Annotated in this window: 22 protein-coding genes and 1 other RNA gene; 8 read left to right on the forward strand and 15 right to left on the reverse strand. The window is 29.3% G+C overall.

What is annotated here, in order from left to right; translation table 11 throughout:
- Nucleotides 1-2: 2 nt before the first annotated feature.
- Nucleotides 3-3,152, reverse strand: coding sequence for a cytochrome c biogenesis protein CcsA (locus tag BTO18_RS00685; protein ID WP_105014372.1), 3,150 nt, complete (start codon nucleotides 3,150-3,152; stop codon nucleotides 3-5).
- Nucleotides 3,153-3,295: 143 nt separating this feature from the next.
- Between BTO18_RS00685 and BTO18_RS00690 the strand changes: the two genes are divergently transcribed.
- Nucleotides 3,296-3,958, forward strand: a complete 663-nt coding sequence (locus BTO18_RS00690; RefSeq protein WP_105014373.1) for a class I SAM-dependent methyltransferase — start codon at nucleotides 3,296-3,298, stop codon at nucleotides 3,956-3,958.
- Nucleotides 3,959-4,110: 152 nt separating this feature from the next.
- Here BTO18_RS00690 and BTO18_RS00695 read toward each other — a convergent pair whose 3' ends face one another.
- The 6 genes from BTO18_RS00695 to BTO18_RS00720 form a co-directional block, all read right to left on the reverse strand.
- Nucleotides 4,111-4,992, reverse strand: a complete 882-nt coding sequence (locus BTO18_RS00695) for a hypothetical protein (protein ID WP_105014374.1) — start codon at nucleotides 4,990-4,992, stop codon at nucleotides 4,111-4,113.
- Between the two features lie 4 nt (nucleotides 4,993-4,996).
- On the reverse strand, nucleotides 4,997-5,521 hold the full coding sequence (locus BTO18_RS00700; RefSeq protein WP_105014375.1) for a nuclear transport factor 2 family protein: 525 nt from the start codon (nucleotides 5,519-5,521) through the stop codon (nucleotides 4,997-4,999).
- A 70-nt stretch (nucleotides 5,522-5,591) separates the two neighbouring features.
- On the reverse strand, nucleotides 5,592-6,317 hold the full coding sequence (locus BTO18_RS00705) for a head GIN domain-containing protein (protein ID WP_105014376.1): 726 nt from the start codon (nucleotides 6,315-6,317) through the stop codon (nucleotides 5,592-5,594).
- 98 nt (nucleotides 6,318-6,415) lie between these two features.
- Nucleotides 6,416-8,134 (reverse strand): PspC domain-containing protein, encoded by a 1,719-nt coding sequence (locus BTO18_RS00710; protein WP_105014377.1) that lies wholly within the window; start codon nucleotides 8,132-8,134, stop codon nucleotides 6,416-6,418.
- Nucleotides 8,127-8,471: a PadR family transcriptional regulator gene (locus tag BTO18_RS00715; RefSeq protein ID WP_105014378.1), complete on the reverse strand. Its 345-nt coding sequence runs from the start codon at nucleotides 8,469-8,471 to the stop codon at nucleotides 8,127-8,129. Before BTO18_RS00715 ends, BTO18_RS00710 begins: the two co-directional genes overlap by 8 nt.
- Before the next feature lie 10 nt (nucleotides 8,472-8,481).
- On the reverse strand, nucleotides 8,482-8,922 hold the full coding sequence (locus BTO18_RS00720) for a DUF4870 domain-containing protein (RefSeq protein ID WP_105014379.1): 441 nt from the start codon (nucleotides 8,920-8,922) through the stop codon (nucleotides 8,482-8,484).
- Nucleotides 8,923-9,073: 151 nt separating this feature from the next.
- Here BTO18_RS00720 and BTO18_RS00725 point away from each other — a divergent pair, with 151 nt between their 5' ends.
- Nucleotides 9,074-9,529 (forward strand): DUF4442 domain-containing protein, encoded by a 456-nt coding sequence (locus BTO18_RS00725; protein ID WP_105014380.1) that lies wholly within the window; start codon nucleotides 9,074-9,076, stop codon nucleotides 9,527-9,529.
- A gap of 295 nt (nucleotides 9,530-9,824) precedes the next feature.
- Nucleotides 9,825-10,625, forward strand: a complete 801-nt coding sequence (locus BTO18_RS00730) for a TIGR00266 family protein (RefSeq protein ID WP_105017458.1) — start codon at nucleotides 9,825-9,827, stop codon at nucleotides 10,623-10,625.
- A gap of 4 nt (nucleotides 10,626-10,629) precedes the next feature.
- Here BTO18_RS00730 and BTO18_RS00735 read toward each other — a convergent pair whose 3' ends face one another.
- Both BTO18_RS00735 and BTO18_RS00740 read right to left on the reverse strand, forming a co-directional pair.
- Complete coding sequence (locus BTO18_RS00735; RefSeq protein WP_105014381.1) at nucleotides 10,630-13,077, reverse strand: TonB-dependent receptor; 2,448 nt, start codon at nucleotides 13,075-13,077, stop codon at nucleotides 10,630-10,632.
- 5 nt (nucleotides 13,078-13,082) lie between these two features.
- A complete protein-coding gene (locus tag BTO18_RS00740; protein ID WP_105014382.1) occupies nucleotides 13,083-14,789 on the reverse strand; it encodes a M23 family metallopeptidase in 1,707 nt (568 codons plus the stop codon).
- A 146-nt stretch (nucleotides 14,790-14,935) separates the two neighbouring features.
- Between BTO18_RS00740 and BTO18_RS00745 the strand changes: the two genes are divergently transcribed.
- The 4 genes from BTO18_RS00745 to rny all read left to right on the forward strand — a co-directional run bounded on the left by BTO18_RS00745 (nucleotide 14,936) and on the right by rny (nucleotide 17,349).
- Entirely contained in the window at nucleotides 14,936-15,226 is a 291-nt protein-coding gene (locus BTO18_RS00745; RefSeq protein WP_105014383.1) for a coiled-coil domain-containing protein, read from the forward strand.
- 13 nt (nucleotides 15,227-15,239) lie between these two features.
- The gene (locus BTO18_RS00750; protein WP_105014384.1) at nucleotides 15,240-15,530 is read left to right on the forward strand and encodes a cell division protein ZapA; all 291 of its coding nucleotides are present in this window, start codon (nucleotides 15,240-15,242) and stop codon (nucleotides 15,528-15,530) included.
- 49 nt (nucleotides 15,531-15,579) lie between these two features.
- Nucleotides 15,580-15,732: non-coding RNA, 6S RNA (gene ssrS, locus BTO18_RS00755), on the forward strand.
- Nucleotides 15,733-15,780: 48 nt separating this feature from the next.
- Nucleotides 15,781-17,349, forward strand: coding sequence for a ribonuclease Y (rny, locus tag BTO18_RS00760; protein WP_105014385.1), 1,569 nt, complete (start codon nucleotides 15,781-15,783; stop codon nucleotides 17,347-17,349).
- A gap of 72 nt (nucleotides 17,350-17,421) precedes the next feature.
- Here rny and xerD read toward each other — a convergent pair whose 3' ends face one another.
- Nucleotides 17,422-18,324: a site-specific tyrosine recombinase XerD gene (gene xerD, locus BTO18_RS00765; protein WP_105014386.1), complete on the reverse strand. Its 903-nt coding sequence runs from the start codon at nucleotides 18,322-18,324 to the stop codon at nucleotides 17,422-17,424.
- A 41-nt stretch (nucleotides 18,325-18,365) separates the two neighbouring features.
- Between xerD and aroQ the strand changes: the two genes are divergently transcribed.
- On the forward strand, nucleotides 18,366-18,779 hold the full coding sequence (gene aroQ / locus BTO18_RS00770; RefSeq protein WP_105017459.1) for a type II 3-dehydroquinate dehydratase: 414 nt from the start codon (nucleotides 18,366-18,368) through the stop codon (nucleotides 18,777-18,779).
- Here aroQ and BTO18_RS00775 read toward each other — a convergent pair.
- The 5 genes from BTO18_RS00775 to BTO18_RS00795 form a co-directional block, all read right to left on the reverse strand.
- Nucleotides 18,774-19,241: a GNAT family N-acetyltransferase gene (locus BTO18_RS00775; RefSeq protein WP_105014387.1), complete on the reverse strand. Its 468-nt coding sequence runs from the start codon at nucleotides 19,239-19,241 to the stop codon at nucleotides 18,774-18,776. The two genes, aroQ and BTO18_RS00775, sit on opposite strands and share 6 nt — an antisense overlap.
- 3 nt (nucleotides 19,242-19,244) lie before the next feature.
- Nucleotides 19,245-20,939 carry a glutamate formimidoyltransferase gene (gene ftcD, locus BTO18_RS00780; RefSeq protein WP_105014388.1) on the reverse strand — a complete coding sequence of 565 codons (1,695 nt, stop codon included), beginning with the start codon at nucleotides 20,937-20,939 and terminating at the stop codon, nucleotides 19,245-19,247.
- Between the two features lie 81 nt (nucleotides 20,940-21,020).
- Nucleotides 21,021-22,190 carry a lipoprotein N-acyltransferase Lnb domain-containing protein gene (locus tag BTO18_RS00785; RefSeq protein ID WP_105014389.1) on the reverse strand — a complete coding sequence of 390 codons (1,170 nt, stop codon included), beginning with the start codon at nucleotides 22,188-22,190 and terminating at the stop codon, nucleotides 21,021-21,023.
- Between the two features lie 2 nt (nucleotides 22,191-22,192).
- A complete protein-coding gene (locus BTO18_RS00790) occupies nucleotides 22,193-23,263 on the reverse strand; it encodes a putative type IX sorting system protein PorV2 (RefSeq protein ID WP_496559571.1) in 1,071 nt (356 codons plus the stop codon).
- A 70-nt stretch (nucleotides 23,264-23,333) separates the two neighbouring features.
- On the reverse strand, nucleotides 23,334-24,317 hold the full coding sequence (locus BTO18_RS00795; protein WP_105017460.1) for a YheT family hydrolase: 984 nt from the start codon (nucleotides 24,315-24,317) through the stop codon (nucleotides 23,334-23,336).
- Between the last annotated feature and the right edge of the window lie 24 nt (nucleotides 24,318-24,341).

Genomic DNA, 24,341 nt, shown 5'->3' on the forward strand with positions numbered 1-24,341 from the left:
AATTACTTTTTGTAATATTTTACGTATTTAAACCATGCTAACGTGCCAAGAATAATAACAAATCCTAAAGAGTAATATACAGAGCTTGGTGTAATAACTCTATCTCCACTAGCATAAGAATGTAAACCAGATAGATAGAAGTTTACTCCAAAAAATGTCATCATTATAGATGCATAAGCAATAATGGTCCATAGGTTAAAAGTATATCTACTTCTCATACCTGGAATTAAACGCATATGTAGTAAGAAAGCATAAATCATAATAGAGATTAGAGCCCAAGTTTCTTTAGGATCCCAGCCCCAATAACGCCCCCAACTTTCATTAGCCCACATTCCGCCTAAAAAGTTACCAATGGTTAACATAACCAGACCAACAGTTACAGTCATTTCATTTATAATGGTAATTTCTTTAATGTTAATATCCATTTTCTTTTTGTTCTTCTTATTTGTAAACAAGATTAAGAAAAGTGAGAAGATACCTAGAATCATACCTAAAGTTAGTGGTCCATAACTTGCTACAATTATAGATACATGTACTAACATCCACCAAGAATTTAGCACAGGTTGTAAATTTGCAATTTCTGGATCTACCCAATTCATGCCAGCAACAAATAATATTATTGCAGAAACAAATGTAGTTGCTGTAATTGTTAATGCAGATTTTCTACCTAAACATAACCCAAATAGCATAGTTGCCCAAGCTACGTAAATAATGGCTTCATAAGCATTACTCCAAGGTGCATTACCACTTATATACCATCTAGAAATTAAACCTAAAGTGTGTATTATAAATAGACTAATTACAAGCCCTATAAGAGCTTTTACGGTGAAATTTAGCCACTTTTTGGAATTAAAAATTTGTGCAATTACAAAAATGATTAATAACAAACTTGCAAGACCATAATAACGTATTAGTTTTTGAAAAATATTATATTTATTGTAGGCTATTTCTAGTTCTATTCTATCATCTGTAGGAATAACTTCTGCTCCAAACTTCTTTTGATACTTTTTAATACCATCTAACACTTGATTTGCTTTAGTATAATCTTCTGTCTTTTTTGCAGTTTGTAATAACTGTATATAAAGAGGTAAAGATTTACGAACAAAAATGGTATCTGATGCCTTAAACCCTTTTTCTGCATAAGTTTCTGGTTGAGAAACCCATTTATTGTTCTCATGGTTTGGAATAGGATATATTTTTAAAATTCCACCACCAATTGCACTGTATAGTAAACCAACTCTTCTATCGATTTTAATTAAATCTTGTTCAAATTTATTTTGAATTTTTTTCTTTTGAGCTTCAGCAACTTTATTTTTTATAATATATTCTCCTCTATTTGTAAAAAAGTCTGATAAACGTGCGTATTTTATTGTGTCTGCCAAACCTAATTGTTGGCGAATTTTCATATTCCCTCTTTCTAGATAAATGGCTGGTACCTCATACCAAAGCATAGGGTTTTCTATAATTGATAATAAAACTTGGCTGGGTTGCATTCCTTTTAATACTTCAGAATGAGTAACCTTTCTTACCAATTCAGAAGCAAATGTATGAGCAGGTTTCATTCTACCACCAGCATCCTGAATTACCAGTTTACTAAACTCATCTGCATGACTTTCGGCAACAAGATTAGCTTTTAAAATTGAATCTATTTGTTGGTCTGTAATTCTTTTTGAATTATGATTATTTTGATGTTGACCATAACTAAATCCTGTTAAAAATAATAAACCTACTACTGAAAGCTTTGCTTTTTTAGTTCTTATTTTTTTTAAGGAATTTTTTAAACTATCAAAACGTGTGTATTTTGCAAAGAAAATACTAATCATTCCAGTATATAAAAGTGAATATCCTAAATAAGTGATAAAAGTTCCCCACCAATCATGATTAACAGACAAATGAGTTTGTTCCCTTTCTCCTGATAAATCATAACTAGATTGAAAGAATTTATAACCTCTGTGATCTAAAATATGATTCATGAAAATACGATAATCAAAGGTTTCTGATTTGTCAATTACAGTAACTTCACTTGCATATGAAGCTGCACTTTCAGAACCTGGATATTTTTCTAGTTGAAAATCATTCAGCTTTACACTAAAAGGAGTTTCTAAAATTTTAGCACCATACCACATTCTAAAATTAAGACCATTAATAGAAAATTCTTGCAAATTATCATTACTAAATTTACCACCTGTAAGTTCTACTTTTTTGCTACTTCCATTGGCAGTTACGTTTAATACAATAACATCTAATTTTTTATCATCTTTTGGGCCACTAACCGTTTTCATAATACCTTTACTCGGGTATTGAGGTACAACAAAAGGTAACCCAGCAATATTATATAAGGATCGTAATTTAAAATCTTGAATTGTATCTTTAGCTAATTGTCCCTTTTTTTCAGTAGCCATTACCTGATACATTCCTTCAGATTTTGAAACTATTTTTAATGAATCATTTCTTTTAAAAATGCTAATATTGGCATCGCTTTTATCAGCTTCGTAGCCAACTAAAATATTATGAATATTCTGTATAGTTCCTTTTTTAATGTAGTGTTCATGTCTGCTACCACTAGAAGATTCTACTAAAAATAAATACTCATCTCCATTTTTATCAGCAACTAATTTTCTTTCTGCCCAAGGAATATAGTCAATCAATTCAAATTTAAAATCTTTGCTAGTTTCTTTGGTTGTAAAATCATCTGAATAAGACCAAGAGTTTTTACCCCAAGCAGAGAGTAAAATAGGCTCATTAATTTCTGATTTTTGTACTTTACCATTGTCAACAATGGCATTTACATATGTAGTTTCTGATAAAAATGTATTGGTAGTTTCACCTTCATCGATTAACATAATACCTTCATAACCAATATATCTGGTAACACCTGCACCAATAATGATAAACAAAAATGCTAAATGAAACATTAATACTGCCCATTTTTCTTTTTTGTATAATCTATATCTAAAAATATTTCCAAAAAAATTGATAACAAAAAAAATCATGATTGCTTCAAACCACCAAGAATTGTAAACCAAAGCTTTAGCTGTTTGTGTACCAAAATCATTTTCAATAAAAGTGGCTACACCCATTGCTGTTGCAAATAAAATAAATAAAACAGCCATTAAACGTGTAGAGTACAGAAAATCTAAAAATTTTTTCATGCGAAAGTCATGCTTTTTGAGTTTTGCAAATTTACGGATAAAAGCAAAAATAGTTTGTAAAGTAATACTATTTTTTCCTGTTAAGAACTGTTAAAAATAAAGTTGATATTTTTACTTGAGAAAAGATATTTTTATCTCTATTTATGAATGATAAAAAAATAAAGAAACCATGGCCAACAAAGAAAGCGATGGAACAAGTTTATGAATTAAATCTTTGGGGTGATAATAATACTAATTTTTATTCTGGAGATGGTTCTCATTACCCAGATTTGGTTAAACCTTATATTGTTAAGATCACTTCTTTTTTAACATCTTTTGATAAACCACTTTCATTATTAGATTTAGGTTGTGGAGATTTTAATGTTGGTAAGCAATTAGTGCATCATTCAAAAAAATATACAGCTATTGATATTGTACAAGGTATAATTGATGATAACATCAAAAAATATACAGCAGGTAATTTATCATTTTTATGTTTAGATATAGTAACAAATAAATTACCAAAAGCAGATTGTATATTATTAAGACAGGTTTTACAACATTTGTCTAATAAAGAAATTATCAAAATTTTAGAAAAGTTGAATGCTTACAAATATATTATTTTAACAGAGCATATTCCTGAAGGCAATTTTGATGCTAATATTAATATTATTTCTGGGCAAGGAATTCGATTAAAAAAACACAGTGGAGTTGATTTATTAAAACCACCATTTAACTTTAAGGCAAAAAAAGCAACAAAACTATTATCGCTTAAACCTAAAAATTGGAAAGGTGTAATTGTTACTTATTTGTATGAGGTGTTTTGATAGATTAAAATATCTTTAAATAAATTTAGAGATGCTTAATAAAATTCAGCATAAAAAAGTAAGCGTCGTTTTTTGCAAAACGACGACTTACCAAGTAAACTAATAAAACCAAGTATTAGTACTATTATTAGAGTTAGCTATTCTAATAAATTTTAATATTTTAATGCTTTTAGTAAAGTTTGCTCTATTCTTGGAGCATGACTAACACCAACTGTTGCAATTATATTTTTCCCCTTTTTAACAGATGTTAAAATTATTTGAATTAAATGTTTATTTCTTGCTAAATTAGAGCTATTCCATATTTGGTACATAATACCTTCTGGCATATAGTTCTGTTTGTTAGAATAATTTCTCCAATCAATATTTGGATAATATTTTTTCCATTCTTTGTCTAAATCTTTGTAGCTAGAGAAAGTGTTTTTTAAATATGTATAATCTGTTCTTTCGTTTATTAAATCATCTATTTTTTCTTCTGCATTATAGTTTTTATTATTTCTAATAAATGAAAAATAAGGTCTTAAACAATAGAACATTGCCAATTGTTTTGGAGTGTATTGTTGTATTAATAATTCAATTTCATTTTGTCTAGTAGGCTCCCAAGTAAAGAGTTCTTTGTTCTCTTTTTTTGCTAAATAAGATATTAATCCACTTTCTCCATATTCTTCTATTGGATTATGAATCCAAGAAAAAAATATGCCCATTCTACCTTCAACTAAAGCTATATCAGGATTTAATTTTATCCATTGATATTTGATAGAATCAAATTGAGGTAGGTTTTTATCATTTGTATGTTCTACACCAACTATAGATACTGTTGCTCCGTTTTCTGCTTTTATAGAATAAATATAAGGTCTTCTATGAGTTGAAATTATTTTATCATATTCTTTCATGTTCATAACTGGTACTTCTAATTCAGTGTATTTTTCTACTTTGTAATACGAAGGAGATTTCCATAAAACATCAAAGTAAAATAATGATAGAATTATAATTGTAAAAGAAATGAAAGTATAAAATAATTTTTTTAGAAATTTCATTATTTTACCCTTTAAATGGTTTATGATTGTAACTTAAAACTCTTTTTAGTTTCCAAATATTGCTTTCAAGTATCCAAAGGTGTGTAAAATCTGCTATGCCAACAGTTTTTAATATTCCGTTTTGTTTTTCTTGAAATGTATGTTTTCCTTTTTGTATAGTACCATATAATTTGCCTTTGTTTTTTAAAGGAAATACTTGCAAAGAGTTTTTTACCAAATCTCTTTTCATATTTCCAGGATTTGAACAAAGGTTCTTTTTAATAACATTTAGAAATTCATTTCTATTCTGTACACCAGAAACATCATGATAAAACTCGAAATTTTTTGATATGATAGGTTCTAACTTTTCTATTTCACACTTATTAAAGGCTCTTTCAAAAATTATACTGTCTTTGGCTTTTAAAACCTTATATAAGTCTGTGTTTTTATCAACTTGTGCATTACTTACAAAACTGTATAAAAATAGAGCAATTGCAAATAAAATTTTAAAAAGTAAAGATTCTTTAAAAGGCTTAAGAAATGTATTCATTTTGGTTGGTTGTAAAATCTAGAGGTTATTGCTAACCTCTAGATTTTTTCGGTTGATTGATTGAAACTATTTATTTGGCAGAAACACTTCCACCAGAAGAAGATTTTTTATTGACTTGCTTTGGGTTTCCCTTAAAATCTACATCTCCACCACTAGAAGCTCTTGCATCTATACTTTCTGAAGCAAATACATTAATATCTGCACCACTAGTAGCTTTTGCAGTAGTGTTTTTACTTCGTAACTCATAAGCATCTATTGAAGCTCCACTAGTAGCACTAGAAATATGTTTATTAGAAGTACCAGAAATTTCGATATCAGAACCACTTGTAGCACTTGTTTCTACAGTATCAGCATCAATAGAAATTCTAATATCTGCACCACTTGTAGCACTAATATCTATAGCATTTACTTTGATGGTTTCTTTAGCATATACATCAGAACCACTTGTAGCTGTAAGTCTTTCTAAATCAGTAACAGTTACATATACTTTTCTAGCTTTTGCTCTCCAAATATTTTTTTCAGAATAGATTTTTAGCACTCCGTCTTTTACTTCAGTGATGATAATATCGTGTAAATTCTCATCTGCTTCTACAGTAATTTCTGTTGATTTGCCTTGACTTAAATATAAGTCTAAACCTGTACTTACTCTTATTTTTGTAAAGTCTTCTTTTGTATTTCTATCTTGGGTTACAACATTTCTGTTACCATTAATTCTATTAAATAGATTTACATTGCAAGAGCTTAAAAAGATGGTTACAAAAAGAATTGAAAAAATTGTTTTGATTGATGTTTTCATAATAAATTGATTTTAGTTTACGATTCAAATGTCTATTATTAGACGCTTAAAAAGAAAGTATGGTTACCCAATTGTTGTTTTTTTATGTTGAATTGTATCTAAATTGTTTCTTTAGAAGTTTTTTCTTTAATTTCTGATGGATTTTTTTCTGTAACCTCTTTCACTTCTTCTATTTCTTCATCTTCACAATCAGTACATTTTAAAGATTTTTCAGTCATTATAAAATAATGATTAGCCATATCTTTATCATAAATATCAGTTTCATTATCAACATGATATAAGAAGTTTTTTACAGAATTATCAAAATAAACAATTACATTTTCAGGAAGATAAAAGGCAACATTTATTTCTTCATCTTTCCAAAGATTTCTATATTCTGATAAAAAATAAGCATCTAGTATAATGGTATTACCCACAATTTCGTACTTGTATTTTATCTTTTTAGCATTGTTTTTAGCACTCAATTTATTTTTACCTCTAGATTCTTTTTGAATGATAAAATATGCCTCATTAGTATTACTTTTTCTAACATCTACTTTAACATAACTAGAATAAGTCATCTTTTCACCATTTACTTCTACTTCTTCTTTATAGGTACTCCTTCTTAAATTATGACGATAATAAATAGTATCATCATTTACCATTTTCAATGTTAAAGTATCATTAGCAATAATATTCAAATCGTTTTTATCAGTTGATTCTCCATAATTAGAATGCGATGTTCCAAAATCTAATCCTGTAAAAATTAAAGACAATAGAGAAACAACCCAGATACCTAATAATGTTAATGATGTAGCTTTACTTAACTTTTTAACATTGCTAGATAAGATTCTTAAGCCTAAAACAAATAGTACTAAAAAAGGAATGCCAACTAATAAGAACATACTTAATGTTAATAACCATTTAGGTAAAATTGCATCGTAAAAAAATGGTGGATAGCTTAAAAACTCGCCATTAACATTTAACCATTCTAAACTCCCAACAGAAAACCCTCCAATAATTAGAGATAAAATAACAGCAGCAGATACAAAGATGATGATGACACCTATAAATTTTCCGATTACTTTAAAAATTGATAAAATTATTTTACCAATAGTATCAAAGAAATCACTTGCTCCGTTATTTTTTTTTGTCTTTCCCGAAAAAGTTTTACTCATTTTATCAGAAAACTCGTTAGCACCTTCTTTTAACTTTTCTGATGCTTGATTTGCTACTTCACTTACTTTTTCTGAAACACTTGTAAACTCTTTTCTAATTTTCTTTTCAATATTATCAATGTTTACAGGTGTACCTTCCATCTGTAATTTTTCTGCAGTAGTTTTTGCTTCTGGTAATAATATCCAAAGGATGATGTATAATAATACTCCAAAACCACCTCCGAAAAACAAGGCGATTAAACCTAAACGTACCCAGATAGGATCTAAATCAAAATAGTGAGCAACACCAGAGGCTACACCACCTAAAAATTTATCATCACCATCTCTAAATAACTTTTTACCTGAATTGTTATTCCTAGAGTAAGAGTAACTAGAATCGCTATATGCTTCTTCTGCATCTGCATAATCTTCTGGTTGCCCCATAATTTTAATGATATCTTCAATATCACCTTCATTTACAACTTGTCTTGCATCAGCAATTTTTTCTGATAACAGTTCGCTAATTCTAGCTTCAATATCAGCTATAATCTCATTTTTTCCTTGAGGATCATCACTTAACGATTTAGAAATCGATTCTAAATAACGTTTCAGTTTTTGGTAGGCAACTTCATCTATATGAAAGAAAAACCCTCCTAAATTTATATTTATTGTCTTATTCATTTGTAGTCGATTTTTTACTAGTTACTTGGCTTACAGCATTTACTAAATTACTCCATGTTTTGTTTAGCTCTTTTAAAAACATGCCTCCGTTTTCTGTTAAAACGTAATATTTTCTTGGTGGACCAGAGGTTGATTCTTCCCATCTATAGGTTAACAAACCAGCATTTTTAAGGCGAGTTAACAACGGATAAATGGTACCTTCAACCACAATCATTTCTGCACTTTTTAGAGTAGAAAGAATTTCAGAAGTATATGCATCACCATGTTTTAAGATGGATAAGATGCAGAATTCTAAAACACCTTTTCTCATTTGTGCTTTTGTATTTTCTATCTTCATTTATTGTGATTTATTTTATAAATTTTATAGTAAAAGGATATTTATAATTTTCTCCTTCTTTTGCTTTTAATGATGCAATGATTACGAGTATAATACCTAAAAAGTAAATGATACCAGCAATTGATCCTAAACCAATAAAGCCAAATAAGTTGCTAAAATCTAAATCTAGGTTTATGTTAAAATCATTCCATCTAAAATATCTGTGATTACCATGAAAAAAAGAACCTATAGCAAAAGGCACAAATAATATGGTAAGTAAAAAAACATATAATGTGTAACTAATATTAAAGTTAACAGCTTCTTTACCTTGCTCATCTAAAAACAAACTTCTCTCTTTTAAAGTTTGCCAAGCGATTAGTGGGGTAATAATATGGCCAAATGGAAATATAAAACCTGCAAAAGCAGATATATGTATTAAAAAGGCATTTGTTTTTTCGTTATTTTTTTTCATGATTAATTGATATAATACTTTCTTATGCAAATATATATCTAAAAAAAGGTATTATGCAATACATAGTACCTTTATTTAACATTTAATTAACATATAGTGGTTGTTTTTTTATCGCTTTAAAAGCTGTACATTGCAGGTAAATACAAGCTTTATGAAGATTACTGTATCTAGAATAAATAGATTTATGTTTTTTAAATTGCCACTGGGCTGGCTTTCAGGAATGCGCATAAAAACACTTACAGATACAAATTGTACAGTAATAATTAAACATAAATGGATAAATCAAAACCCGTTTAAAAGTATGTTTTGGGCAGCACAAGGTATGGCTGCAGAAATGAGTACAGGAGTTCTGGTAATGCAAGAAATTGCCAATTCTAAAAAAAATGTTTCGATGTTAGTTACGCATCAAGAAGGAGATTTTTTTAAAAAAGCTATTGGTAAAATTACTTTTACTTGTAATGATGGGCAATTAGTGAAAAATACAATAAAAAATTCTATAGAAACAAAAGAAGGACAAGTAGTAGTACTTACCTCTGAAGGTAAAAATGAAGAAGGTATTGTGGTTTCAACATTTCAATTTCAATGGAGTTTAAAAGTTAAAAATTAAAAGGAACTTTTAAATAAAGTTCGGGTACACTAATATATAAAAGTTAGATTAAAGAATTTAAAAATGTATTTGTTTATTTATTAATAGATTTTATATATTTGTAGCTAATAACGTAATAAAATTGGGGGATGATATTACTTATTAGAAAAGAAAGTCGAGAATTTATTCTCGGCTTTTATTTTTTATAAAAATATTTGTAACATTTTTAATGTATAGTTCTCTAATTAGTAAATTACTACTAAAAAATAAAAATATGTTTCAAGATAAACTACCTAACAACTCATCAAGCAAAATAATAAATGCTCATGAGATAGATTATAAAATCTTTGGTGAAGAAATGCAGTTTGTAGAGATAGAACTAGACCCTCAAGAAGGAGTAGTTGCTGAAGCTGGAACTTTCATGATGATGAATGACCAAATTAAAATGAATACTATTTTTGGTGATGGTTCTAATCAAGAAAAAGGAATTTTGGGCAAAATATTTTCAGCTGGAAAACGAATTTTAACTGGTGAAAGTTTATTTATGACCGTTTTTACCAATGATGGACTAGGGAAAAAGCAAATTTCGTTTGCTTCCCCTTATCCAGGAAAAATTATCCCTATTGATTTAAATGAATTTGGAGGCAAATTTATTTGTCAAAAAGATGCTTTTTTATGTGCAGCTAAAGGTGTTTCTATTGGTATTGAGTTTTCTAAAAAACTTGGTAGAGGTTTATTTGGTGGCGAAGGTTTTATCATGCAAAAAATGGAAGGTGATGGGTTAAGTTTTATTCATGCAGGAGGAACAATGGCAAAAAAAGTATTACAACCAGGAGAAGTGTTAAAAGTTGATACTGGTTGTATTGTAGGTTTTACGCAAACTGTAGATTATGACATTGAATTTGTTGGAGGAATTAAAAACACAGTTTTTGGGGGAGAAGGTTTGTTTTTTGCAACATTAAAAGGTCCAGGGACTGTATATGTGCAATCTTTACCTTTTAGCAGACTTGCAGGTAGAGTTTTAGCAATGGCACCTAAAACTGGAAATGGAAGTAGAGGCGAAGGTTCAATTTTAGGAGGAATAGGAGATTTATTAGATGGTGATAATAAGTTTTAAATATTTAAAACTTCATACTAACTTTAAAATTCAAAACTCTACCTGTCATAAAATTAGGGATGCCAAACTGACGTTTAGAATACACATCTCTAACCCAAGTATTGGTTATAGAGTTCTGAATATCAAACATATTAAACAATTCTAAACCAGCAGTTAATTCTTTAAATTTAGATAGCCAACCTGTATCATATTGTTTGTTAGCATCAGTAAAAACATAAGAAACTCCTAAATCTGCTCGTCTATAATCTCGTAATCTTTCTTGAAAATTGTAGGGATCTGCATAAGCAGGAGAACCGCCAGGAACTCCAGTGTTAAAAACCAAATTTAAATATGCTTTTAAGTTAGGTAAATTAGGTACATAGTCTTGAAACAAAATCGCAAATTTTAATCGTTGATCTGTAGGTCTTGAAATGTAACCTCTATTATTTATGTTTTCTTCGGTTTTTAAATAGCCAATACTTACCCAGCTTTCACTACCAGGTACAAACTCTCCATTTAAACGTAAATCTAATCCATAAGCATATCCTTTGGTTACGTTATCTGCTCTGTATCTTATTCTAACATTATCAACAGTATAAGAATTAATATTACTTAAATTTTTATAATAGGCTTCAGTAGTGAGTTTAAAAGGCCTGCCCCACATTGTAAAACTATAATCCATTCCTGTAACCAAATGAATAGATTGTTGTGCTTTTACATCAACATTTAGCTGACCATTAAAATCTCTTAATTCTCTATATGAGGGTGGTTGAGAATACCATCCTCCAGAAACTCTAAATAACATATCTTTTTCCCAATCTGGTTTTATAGCAAATTGAGCTCGTGGACTAAAAATAAATTGATTTTTCGAAGAAACTCCATTTCCTTTAACTTTCCAGTGGTGTGTTCTAACCCCTAAATTATACCAAATTTCATGTTCGTTCCAAAAAGAACGTTTATCGAACTGAACAAACCCAGTAATTCTATCAATAGCAACAGTATTATCTTCTCTAATGTTTTGAAAAGGAACAATATCACCTTCAAAAGGTTGATAAGGTTGATTATTTGAGGTATGATTTGGAGGTCTAATAGAAAAACCTAAAGAATCGATTATTTCCCATTCTCTAATTCTATCTTTAATATCTTCTTTCTGATATTTTACGCCAAAACTCCATTGTGTCTTATCTTTTTTGATGGTTCCTCTAACTTCTGCATTGGTAATTAATGCATCTAAATCATTCCTGGCATGATTTAATTGAGAACCAATTCCTTGTGAAAATTCTACCTCGCCAAAATTTTCTGAACCAATATTAGCATCAACCTCTCCTAAATTATATTGAGCAGCAATATCAAAATATTCTTCCTCTTGTGTATTGTATCTAGAAGCTGTTGTTGTTAACGTGAAATCATCATTTATCGAGTAAATTCCGGAGAAAGCCCCAAACATTGTTAAGTAATTATTTTCTTCTTGTCCAGAATAAAAAACAATCAATTCTAAAGGATTTGCAACTGTGCCAAAACGAGTTCTTCTTGATAAAGGTTGATAATTATAGTTATTCAAAGAAAAATTGCCTAAAAAATTTAGCGTAAATTTTTCTGAAAAATCATAGGATAAGAAAGTTTGAACATCTGTAAAACGTGGTCTAAAGTTAATTTCTATTTGTTTGCTATTCACAAATAAACTGTTGTCTCTATATCTAACACCAGTAATAGTACTCAATTTTTTATCTAGAAATTGTCCTTCAAAAGTAGCACTTGCACCAAGTAAACTAGCATTAATAGTAGTTGCAGTTTCTTTTGGTTTTCTATAAGTAATATCTAATACAGAAGAAAGTCTATCACCATATTTAGCTTGAAAACCACCTGCAGAAAAATCGATATTTTGCACCATATTTGAGTTTATAAAACTCAAACCTTCTTGCTGACCAGAACGTATTAAAAAAGGTCTATACACTTGAATACCATTAACGTAAACTAAATTTTCATCAAAATTACCACCTCTAACATTGTATTGGGTACTCAACTCGTTGTTGTTATTAACTCCTGGTAGAGTCATTAAAGTATTTTCTACACCAGCATTTGGACCAATAGTACTTAAAGCGGTTTTTATGTTTATAGATTCTAAACCTTGGGCTTCTTTTCTTCTATCTTGAATAATAATTTCATCTAATTCTTCAGTTTTAGCAATTAGAATAGTATTAAAACGAATTCCTTTTTTGTTTTTTGCAGTAATTTTTTTGGTAAACGTCTTATAGGAAACGTGGCTGTAGGCAATAGTAACTTCTTTTTCAAGTGGAACTCTTATTCTGTAGTTCCCATTTTTATCAGTTTCTGTACCAGTTCTACCATATTTAATAGATACTTTTTCAATGGGTATATTGCTGCTGTTTTTTACAGTACCTCTTAAAATAGTGGTTTTTTGAGCTACCAAAAAACTTGGTAATAAGCACAATACAAAGAAGATTTTTTTCACAAAAATTAGTTTATCTGTTTCTTATAGAACGTTGCAGAAACTTCATTCGTATTTCCAACATTGTCTGAAACTACAAGTTTAAAGATATGTTTGCTACCAACCAATTTTTTATCACTAAAATTATACGTTAATATCCCTTTTTTATGATTATATTGCATTAAAATCCATTCATCATCAATGGTGGCTCTCCAATTTTTTACACCAGAACCAATATCAGAAATCTTAACTTTCAGCGTTTTTAGTTTTGTAAGCCATTGTTTGTCTTTAAAATATAGCAAACGTATTTTGGGTTTTATGCTATCTTTTAAAAGTTTATAATTTCCTAATGTTTTTGTGGTTGTATAAAAGATACTGTCTTTTTTTCGTGTATATTGATATCTAGGGTACCTTATATATTCTACATTAGCAATATATAATTGTTGTTTTTCTTTTTCAGAATAGTTAGAAACATTAAAAGTTAGTGTAAATCGCTTATCAAGAGGAACAGTAGGTGTATGAACCTTTGCAATGCCTTTATCTACCTTAAAATCTAAATACAAATCATTATAAAATGTATTTTTAGGGAAGGCAACAGTAACATTTTTTTTAGTAAATCTATGAAACTTTTTTGCTTCTATTTTGTAAGCTGTTGTGTCTTTTATTTTTTTGAAAATAGTATTACTCTCTTTACCAATAACAGGGATTTTTATGGTACTTATGTTTCCTTGGTAATCTTTTGCAATAATTTTCACAGTATAATTTAATCCTTCTTTTACATGTATTCTTCCATTGTTTATCAGCTTTTCATAAGTAGATAGTTTATTTTGTGTAACCTTATGTGTTTTTTGATAACGCCTTTTGTATTTCTTGTAATGCTTATAATCAATGTGAAGATTTAAGTATTTACTTTCTGCAAAAGAAAACGTTTCTACATCATGATAAAAAAAGCGTTTCCCATTTACCAGCATTTCTAAACTATAAATTCCATTTTTGTTAGGAGCCTTATCAAATCTGTCATGCACACTAACTGCAAAACCAATAAGACCACTTGCAGAAATTCTATCAGCTTGATAATTTCCTTTACCAAGATTTTTTATTGGGATTTGAAAACTTTTTTGTTGTTGATTTATTCTTGAGTTATTTTTTAAAGTATACCCTTTTAAGGCTCGAAAAGTAGGAGCTCTTTTATCATCAACCTTAACCCCAAATAAAAGCGGATTGATAATATGCTCTGTTTTAGTATCTCTAATTTCGTAATGTAAATGTGGCCCTCCAGAACCACCTGTATCACCAGAATATGCAATAACTTCTCCCTTTTTTACTGGGAACTTATCTTCCTTGAAAAATAAATTTCCAGTAGCATACCTTTCTCTTTTATATTGAACAGATTTTACATAGTTTTCTATTTGATTAGCAAACTTTTTTAAATGACCATACACAGTAGTATATCCATTAGGATGTGTGATATAAATTGCTTTTCCATAGCCAAATTGTTGCACTTTTATTCGAGAAACATAACCATCTGCAGTAGCATAAACAGGTAAGCCCTGTTTGCCTTGAGTTTTTATGTCTAAACCAGCATGAAAATGATTACTTCTTAATTCGCCAAAAGAACCAGAAAGCACAATAGGAATATCTAATGGATGCCTAAAATAGTTTTTTGGATATTTTTCTTGAGAGTTTAGATTTGAAAAGTAAAATAATAATAGTAATGTAAAAAGAGAAACTTTCAAAAGGCAATTATTTTTGTGGTAAAAATAGTAAAAACTATTGTTTTTATAATTTGTTTAGCATCAATGGTTTAGTAAAAAAGCAGTAAAATGTTGTAATATTTAAAACAGAATGCTAACTTTGTAGAGATAGTTTATTCTAAAAGTTTATGAGTAACACGTTAGAAGCAATCCATTTATTAGAAAAAAAAATAAAAAATTTACTTTCTAATTATGAGTTTTTAAAAAATGAAAACAAAATTTTGCTTCAAAACAATACCAATTTGCAATATCAACTTTTAGAAAAAGAGCAACGTTTAATCAATCAGAAAAAAGAATACGATTTGCTGAAAATTGCCAAAACTATTGAAGGCAGTAGTACAAATACAAAAGATACAAAACTGAAAATAAATTCATTAATTAGAGAAATAGATAAATGTATATTTCAGTTACAAGAATAAAGTTCTTTACATTGTGAGCAAACTAAAAATTAATATTGTAATTGCTGGTAGAACATATCCTTTAAGTGTAAATAACACTAAAGAAGAAGAAGGAATGCGTAAAGCAGCAAATGCAATAAATAAGTTAATTTCTATGTACGAGCAAAATTACGCAGTTAGCGATAAACAAGATGTTTTAGCTATGTCTGCATTACAATTTGCGTCTAAATTAGAAATACTATCTTTAGTTAAAAACGACACAAAAAAAGAAGAAATAAAAAAACTAAACGAACTTACGCAATTGGTAAGTGCTCATTTAGAATAAGTTCATTAAAATATAGTAACACACTGCCTACGTTAGTACTGTTTATTAAACTCAACACTATTCTATTATGAAGGATGAGTCTTAACTACTAAAGCATGCCACTAGTGCTGAACCTTATACTGAATTTATTTCAGTATTATTTCAGTATCTTGGGTGGATCCTTGAACAGTTAGTTAATCCTATATATGTCATTATGGAGTTTAAAAAAAACCAACTAACGTAGGCTTTTTTTATATATCAAAATTAAATTATGAATGAATTATTACTACCTGCTATTGTAGGTGTTATAGTTGGGATAATAATAGGCATTATCATCTTCAAATCGATAGAAAAATCGAAAGGAAAAAAGATTTTAAATGAAACTCAAACCAAAGCAGCTTCAATTTTAAAAGAAGCTAAAATAGATGCAGAATCCATAAAAAAAGATAAAATTTTACAAGCTAAAGAAAAGTTTATAGAATTAAAATCTGAACATGAGAAAGTTATCTTATCTAGAGAAAAAAAGATTTCTGACGTAGAAAAAAGGATTAGAGATAGAGAATCTAAAGCTGCCTCTGAAGTTGATAAAACAAAACGATTAAATCAATCTTTAGAACAAAAAGAAAAAGATTACAATTATAAACTTGAATTTCTTGAAAAGAAAGAAAGTGAGTTAGAAAAAATGCACAATCGTCATGTAGATATGCTAGAACAAATTTCTGGTTTTTCTGCAGATGAAGCCAAGAAAGAATTAGTATCATCTTTAAAAGATGAAGCTAAAAGCGAAGCAATGGCTTTTGTACAAACATCGATAGAAGAAGCCAAACTTACTGCAGAACAAGAAGCTAGAAAAATTATTTTAGGAACTATACAAAGAGTAGGAGTAGAGCAAGCAGTTGAAAACTGTGTTTCTGTTTTTAATCTAGAATCTGATGATGTAAAAGGACGAATAATTGGTAGAGAAGGACGTAATATTAGAGCTCTTGAAGCAGCTACAGGTGTAGAAATTATTGTTGATGATACTCCTGAAGCTATTATTTTATCTTGTTTTGATCCTGTACGTAGAGAAATAGCTCGTTTGTCTATGCACAAGTTAGTTACTGATGGTAGAATACATCCTGCAAGAATTGAAGAGGTAGTTCGTAAGACCGAAAAGCAAATCACACAAGAAATTATAGAGGTAGGTAAACGTACAGTCATAGATTTAGGAATTCATGGTTTGCATCCAGAATTAATTAAAACTATTGGTCGTATGAAGTACCGTTCTTCTTATGGACAAAATTTATTACAGCACTCTAGAGAAGTTTCTAATCTTTGTGGAATAATGGCAGCAGAAATGGGTATTAATGCCAAACTAGCCAAAAGAGCAGGTTTGTTGCATGATATTGGTAAGGTGCCAGAGACTGAAAGTGAGTTACCACATGCTTTATTAGGAATGCAATGGGCTGAAAAATATGGTGAAAAAGCAGAGGTTTGTAATGCTATTGGTGCACACCATGATGAAATTGAAATGAAGAGTTTATTATCTCCTATTGTGCAAGTATGTGACGCGATTTCTGGAGCAAGACCAGGAGCAAGACGTCAAGTTTTAGATTCTTATATTCAACGTTTAAAGGATTTAGAAGCGATTGCTTTTGGGTTCTCAGGAGTTCAAAAAGCTTATGCTATTCAAGCTGGTCGTGAATTACGTGTAATGGTAGAAAGTACTAAAGTAAATGATACTAAAGCAGCAGAACTATCATTTAGTATATCTCAAAAAATACAAAATGATATGACCTATCCAGGTCAAGTAAAAGTTACTGTAATTAGAGAAACTAGAGCTGTTAACGTGGCTAAATAAGAAAGTTTACAGTTTCAGTATAACAAGTATTCAGTGAATTTCTAACTGATTACTGCTACTGAAAACTGTATGCTAATTTGTTCTTCTAGGATGAAATTTCTCAACAACTTTATGTAAATACGTTCTATCTAAATGTACGTAAACTTCAGTAGTAGTTATACTCTCATGACCTAGCATTTGTTGAATTGCTCTCAAATCAGCTCCATTTTTAAGTAAATGAGTTGCAAAAGAATGCCTTAATGTATGTGGGCTAATTTTTTTATTTAGATTTACTTTTATTGCTAAATCTTTTAAAATGGTAAATATCATTTGACGTGTTAACCCTTTACCCCTTCTATTTAGAAATAGAGTGTCTTCAAAACCTTTTTTAATTTTAATATGACTGCGAATTTCATCAATATAAATGGTAATGTATTTTTGGGCATTATAATGAATAGGTACAAAACGCTCTTTGTTTCCTTTACCTGTTACTTTTACAAAACCTTCATCAAAAAATAAATCAGAAACTTTTAGAGTAATTAACTCGCTAACGCGTAATCCACAACTATACATGGTTTCGATAATAGTTCTGTTTCTTTCTCCTTGAGGATGACTTAAATCTATAGCTTTAATCAATGCATCAATTTCATCTTCAGAAAGTGTATCTGGTAATTTTCTACCGATTTTTGGGGCTTCTAACAAATCTGTAGGGTTAGTTTTTCTATAATCTTCAAAAACCAAATAGTCAAAAAAACTACGTAAACCAGAAATTATACGTGCTTGGCTTCTTGGATTTACTTGTTTTGCAATTTCATAAATAAATTGCTGAATTGTATTTTTATCAATAATAATAGGAGATAATACGATGTCATTTTTACCTAAAAAATGCGTTAATTTTTCTAAATCTCTGGTATAACTATCAATGGTGTTTTTAGATAACCCTCTTTCTATTTTCAAATAGAGTTGATAATCTTTTATTGCAGGTTGCCATTTCATTTGCTAAAAATAAAGTATATATTTACACTTTAAAAATTTACATGAAATTAATCATCATAAATGGACCAAACCTAAATTTATTAGGTAAAAGAGAACCAGAAATTTATGGTTCAGAAACCTTCGAAGATTTTTTCAGAACTTTGCAATTAAAGTTTGAAACTATTGAATTGTCTTATTTTCAATCAAATATAGAAGGTGAAATTATAGATAAATTACACGAAGTTGGTTTTAGTTATGATGGTATTATTTTAAATGCTGCTGCTTACACACATACTTCTGTTGGTATAGGTGATGCTGTTAAAGGCATTGAAACTCCTGTTGTAGAGTTGCACATTTCTAATATTCATGCGCGCGAAGAATTTAGACATCAAAGTTTTATTGCTCCTGTTGCAAAAGGAGTGTTGTTTGGTTTTGGGTTAAAAGGGTATGAATTGGCTATTCAGAGTTTTTTATAATTTCAAAAGCATCTTAATATCAGAGCGTTTATAGTGTGAATTTTCTTCTAGAGGAATTTCTTTAAATCCTATTTTCTTATATAAATAAATAGCACTTTCTAGGCTTCTATGTGAATATAAAGTAATACTATCCCAACCTTTGCTCTTTGCAAAACCAATACAATGTTGCATTAACTTTTTGCCAATTTTTTTACCTTGATATTTAGGAGGAACAGCCATTTTACTTAATTCAAAAAAAGTTTTTTGGTTGATGAGTGAAACAACACCTACGATTTCATTTTTATAAAGAGCAAAGAAAATATAACCTCCATTATTAATAATATATTCTTTAGGGTTGCTCAAAACCTTCTCATCATAAGGTTCTACATAAAAGTACTTTTTAAGCCATTCTACGTTTAAATCATAGAAATCTTGAGCATATTTTTCATCAAAAGGAATTATTTTTAGTTTTTCAATTTCCAAAACTTATATGTTTGAGTTGATTATACCCATCATTTTATTTTCTAAAATAATCGTTTTTTGATATAAGTCTTCTGCCTTTTTTAGAATATCTTTTTTAAAGACCTCGTCTTTAATATCTTTTACATTTATCCTCACATTAAAATAAGCTCCAGTTACAGCAGTTTTAGCACATAAAACACCAACACCACCATCAGAAAGAGAGTTTTGTAGTCCGTTTTCCATCATTTCTAGCATCACTTCAATAGAGTTGTATGCAGTTTGCATTACTTTTAAAGGAATTTCAGCAGCATACTTTGTAGCATTTTGTATGGCTTTTTTTCGAGTGTTAATCTCTTCAGCATTCGATTTTGGCATTCTAAAACCATCAATAATTTTATTAAAAGCATTGGTATCTTCATCAACCAAAAATAATAGTTCGCTTTTGTATTGTTGTCCTTTTTTTGCCCAATCAGAAAAATATTCCCATTTATCATCCCAACCAGCTTTATGAGCAGATAAATTGGCAACCATTGTTCCTAAAGAAACCCCTAAAGCACCTACATAAGCAGCAATACTTCCTCCTCCAGGAGCCATAGATTCAGAGGCAGTTTCATCAGCAAAATCACTTACAGTAAAATCTACAAGTTTTTTTTCAGCATCAGTATTCATTACATATTCAATAATTCTTTCTTGTGGATTAAAAGGTTTTAAATCATCTAAACCTAAAGATTTAACAGCAATTTTTATTTTTTCAGTTTCGCTAATACCTAATGAACGTTGTTGTTTTATTAAGAAAAAATCTGCTGCATCTAACATCGCTTTTAAAGGTACTAAACCCACCAATTCAGAACCTGTTACTCGTAAACCTCTTTCAGTCGCAGATTTTACAGTTTCATAAAAAGCTTCGTGCATAGAGGTAATAGAAATATTCGTTAAATTATATGAAATTTGAGCAATTCCATATTCTTCTATAAACCAACCAATTCCTTTTACAGCTTTTAATTTTCCTGAAACTCGAACAGGTTCCCCATTTTTGTCTAATACTTTTTTACCAGTAATTGGGTTACCTTCTCGTTTTACTCTACCAGCTTCTCGAATGTCAAAAGCAATGGCATTGGCTCTTCTTGTTGAGGTAGAATTTAAATTAACGTTATAAGCGATTAAAAAATCGCGAGCAGAAATAGCTGTAACACCAGATGAAACTATTTTTGGATTATAGGTGTCAGGACCAAAATCAGGTTTCCAATTTGGGTTTGCTAATTTATCTTTTAAGCCCTCATATTCTCCAGCTCTTACTGTTGCTAAATTTTTTCTATTTGTTGATGTAGCTGCATTCTCATAAAAATAACCAGAGATACCTAATTCTTCTCCAACTCTTTTTCCTAGTTGATGTGCGTATTTAGCAGTTTCATCCATAGAAATATTTGCAATCGGTACAAGAGGGCAAACATCAGTTGCTCCAAAACGTGGATGTTCACCTTTTTGTTTGCTCATATCTATTAATTCAGAAGCTTTTTTTATCAACCTAAAAGCAGCTTCAATCACATTTTTTGGTTCTCCTACAAAAGTGATAACAGTTCTGTTTGTTGCTTTGCCAGGATCAACATCAAGTAGTTTTACACCTTCTACTGTTTTTACAACATTAGCAATTGAATTGATTTTTGCAAGGTCTCTGCCTTCACTAATATTTGGGACACATTCTATAAGTTGCTTGTTCATGGTTGATGATTTTATTTATCAAAAATAAAATTTCCATCAAAAAAATGCTATAAAAATTATGAAAAATTGAAAGAGATTGATTTATTCTGATATTTTTATCAAAAACAAATATCGAGTAACAATAAAAATTAAAAAAGGAATTAATGCCAAAGGATACACTTGAATGCCAAATATCCACAAAATTGGAATAAAAATAAAAAGTGCTAACAAGAACTTTAAATACAAAAGTATTTTTTTGGGAAATTGTGCTCTTAAGGCTAAAAAAGCTACTATAATATTTAAAGGAAATGCCCACAAAACATTATAATTATGTGGAGCTGTTGTGTGGCTAGAGAAAAACCAAAAGAAGCATAAAATACAGCCAATAAAACCACTTATAAAGAACAAACTAAAATCAATATATTTTGAACGTTTGTTATTTTTAAAGTTTTTATAAGTAATAAAAATGCCCAAAAGCGATAGTAAACTAATAATTAAAAGAGGATTAAATATCGAAATTTCAGCCTTTTTTTCTTTGAAATTTAGTAAAGTTTCTTCTTTTAAAACCAAGTTTTTAGATTCTCCATTAACTTTGGTTTTAGCATTTTTAAAAGAATCAAAAACATAATCTGGTAAAAAAAGATATTGTTTAGAGGTTGGTTTTTTATCTAATTGAATGCCAGCAATTAGATTTAACCCAAAGCTTCCCCAAGTATTCCAGTGAATTTCGTTATTAGTTAAATCTCTAAAAGAAAGGTTTTTATTTGCGTAATTGTCATTAAATTGAACTTTATCTCCAAGAACATCATCTGTAATATCTCTTAAAATTGTTGCACAATTATCAAAATATGGGTCATATAAATAAGCTGCATTTTCTGGTAAAGCATTCTTTTCTAAATACATAAAAAAAGCTTGCTTTTGCTGTTGTGTCAAGTTTAAAACTTGTTGTTTTAGCCAACGTTTGTCTTTATTATAACTAGCTATAAAATATTTAAAATCATACCTAGCAAGTGTGTAGAGCATGTGGCCTTTTGCAAAATTTGTATAAAAATTAGGCTGATTAAAATCAAAAACACCATAGTTGTAAATCAAATCTAAACGAAGTACAGGATCTTTAATTCGAATAGCAGAATGCCCAAAAGCTTCATATAATGCTGTGCCAGGACCAGCAGTAACGATACTTATTTCTGAATAAACAGAGAGTTTTACTTGAGAAAAAATGGATGTTGAGAGAGAAAAACAAACAATAAAAAAGAGAATGTATTTTTTCATTTTTATCTTCTAAAGAAACTATAATCAAAAGTAATAGAAAAGATATTAGAAAATAATGCATTACCAACACTGCCAATATTGGTTAAAGCATAGTCAACTTGAATGCCTCTGTAATTAAAACCCAAACCGAAATTTGGTTGCAAGGTTAAGTTTTTAGAATTATCAAACTCTGTTTGATATTGAAAATTACCAACTCCTAAACGCAAGTACACTAATCTATCATAATCTAATTGAAAACCAATTGCAGGGTCTATACTTCCTAATTCTGATGAAAAAATATCGTTAGTTTGCTCAAAACGAACATTTAAATTAACTTCTGATAAAAGATTAAAAAAACGACCAATTCTCCATTCTTTAGCAACACCTAGTTGTATTTTAGGTTTGGTAAGTTCTGTTGTTTCTGGTAGTTCTTGATTTTGACCAGGTATAGCATTCTTAATTTTATCAAATTCGGTTTCGTTGATAGCCCAAGTATTAAAAGTTGTGGTAATATCTCTTACCATTAAACCAAAATGCCAATTGTTTCTTTCGAATTGAATACCTGCATCAAAACCAAAACCCCAAGAAGAGGCAAAATCACCAATAATTCTTCTTACAACTTTGGCGTTTACTCCAAATTTTACATCCTTAAAAATTAAATTTCTAGCATAAGACACATTAAAAGCGTAATCTGCAGCAGAGAAAAGGCTAATTCTGTTAAAATCGATATTACCATCATTATCGATTAATTCTGTGGTATTTAAAATATCATCTACTCCAAAACGAATAACTGAAATGCCTAGAGCACTTTCTTTGTTAATGGGCATTGCAAAAGCTGCATGATTATAATTTGCAATTCCTGCAAAGTAAGAAGCATGCATTAATGAGCCTTGATAATCTTCTATACCTACTAAACCTGCTGGATTCCAATAGGTTGAATTTACGTTGTTAGTTGTGGCAACCACAGCTTTACTCATACCTAATGCAGCAGCGTCTACACCAATATTTAAAAATTCATTAGAATAATTTCTAAACGATTGTGCATTAGTCATAGCCGTAAAAACGACAAAAAAAAGTAAAAATCTGTTTTTCACCAATACCAAATTATAGATAACAAATATCTTAAAACCTACTAAAATAACTGTTCTTTTTAACAGATATTGTTTAAGAAAAATCGATTTGAATGTTTTCTTTAATAAACCTTTCTATTCTATGCTCTAACCAAGTATTTTCTTTGGGTTTAAAAGAAGTCATAAAACCAACATGGCCTCCATATTTTGTTTCTTCAAAAAAGAAAAATTCTGAATTTTCTGCTTCATTATAAGGATAACATTCTTTTGATAAAAAAGAATCATCTTTTGCGTTAATTAAAAGGGTAGGTTTTTTAATTTTTAAAAGATAGGGTTTAGAACTCGCTTTTTCCCAATAATCTTCTGGGCTATCAAATCCAAAAACTGGTGCAGTATATAAGTATTCTAAATGCTTAAATTTTGTGGCTTTGAAGAGTTTGTCTTTATCTAGTTTATATTCAGGGAATTTATGGGCTTTTTCTAAAATTTTATTTTTCATGGTTTTAAAAAACATTTCCATGTAGAGTTTGTTTTTTAATTTATCCATTTCCTTTTCTGCAGTAGCAATGTCAACAGGTACAGAAACAGCTACTCCACCTTTAATAATTGATGATGCATTAGCTCCTTTTTCACCTAAATATTTTAAGGTTAAATTGCCACCTAAACTAAAACCAACAATAACTATATTTTCATAATTATACTCTTTTAATAGATGATTTACTACAAAATCGACATCTTCGGTTTTTCCACTGTGATAAGTAGCTAACAATAAATTATCTTCTCCACTACAACCTCGTAAATTGAAACAAACTGTGTCTAAACCTAAATTATTAAAATGATTGGTGTGTGAGGTCATATATTTAGATTCAGAGCTACCTTCTAAACCATGTATTAATAAAACTAATGTTTTAGAACCCACAAAAGAAAAGTCTAAATCGAAAAAATCGTGATCCCATGTTGTTATTCTTTTTCTAGTAAAAGTAGAAACATCTTTCATGAAGAGTGGCCTATACATGGTGTTAAAATGACCGTTTCTAAATGGTATTGTAGGTAAAAAATCAGATTGAAAAACAGGCATAGAGCATTCTTTTGTTCCAAATAT

The organism is Polaribacter porphyrae, assembly GCF_002954685.1.
Lineage (GTDB): Bacteria > Bacteroidota > Bacteroidia > Flavobacteriales > Flavobacteriaceae > Polaribacter > Polaribacter porphyrae.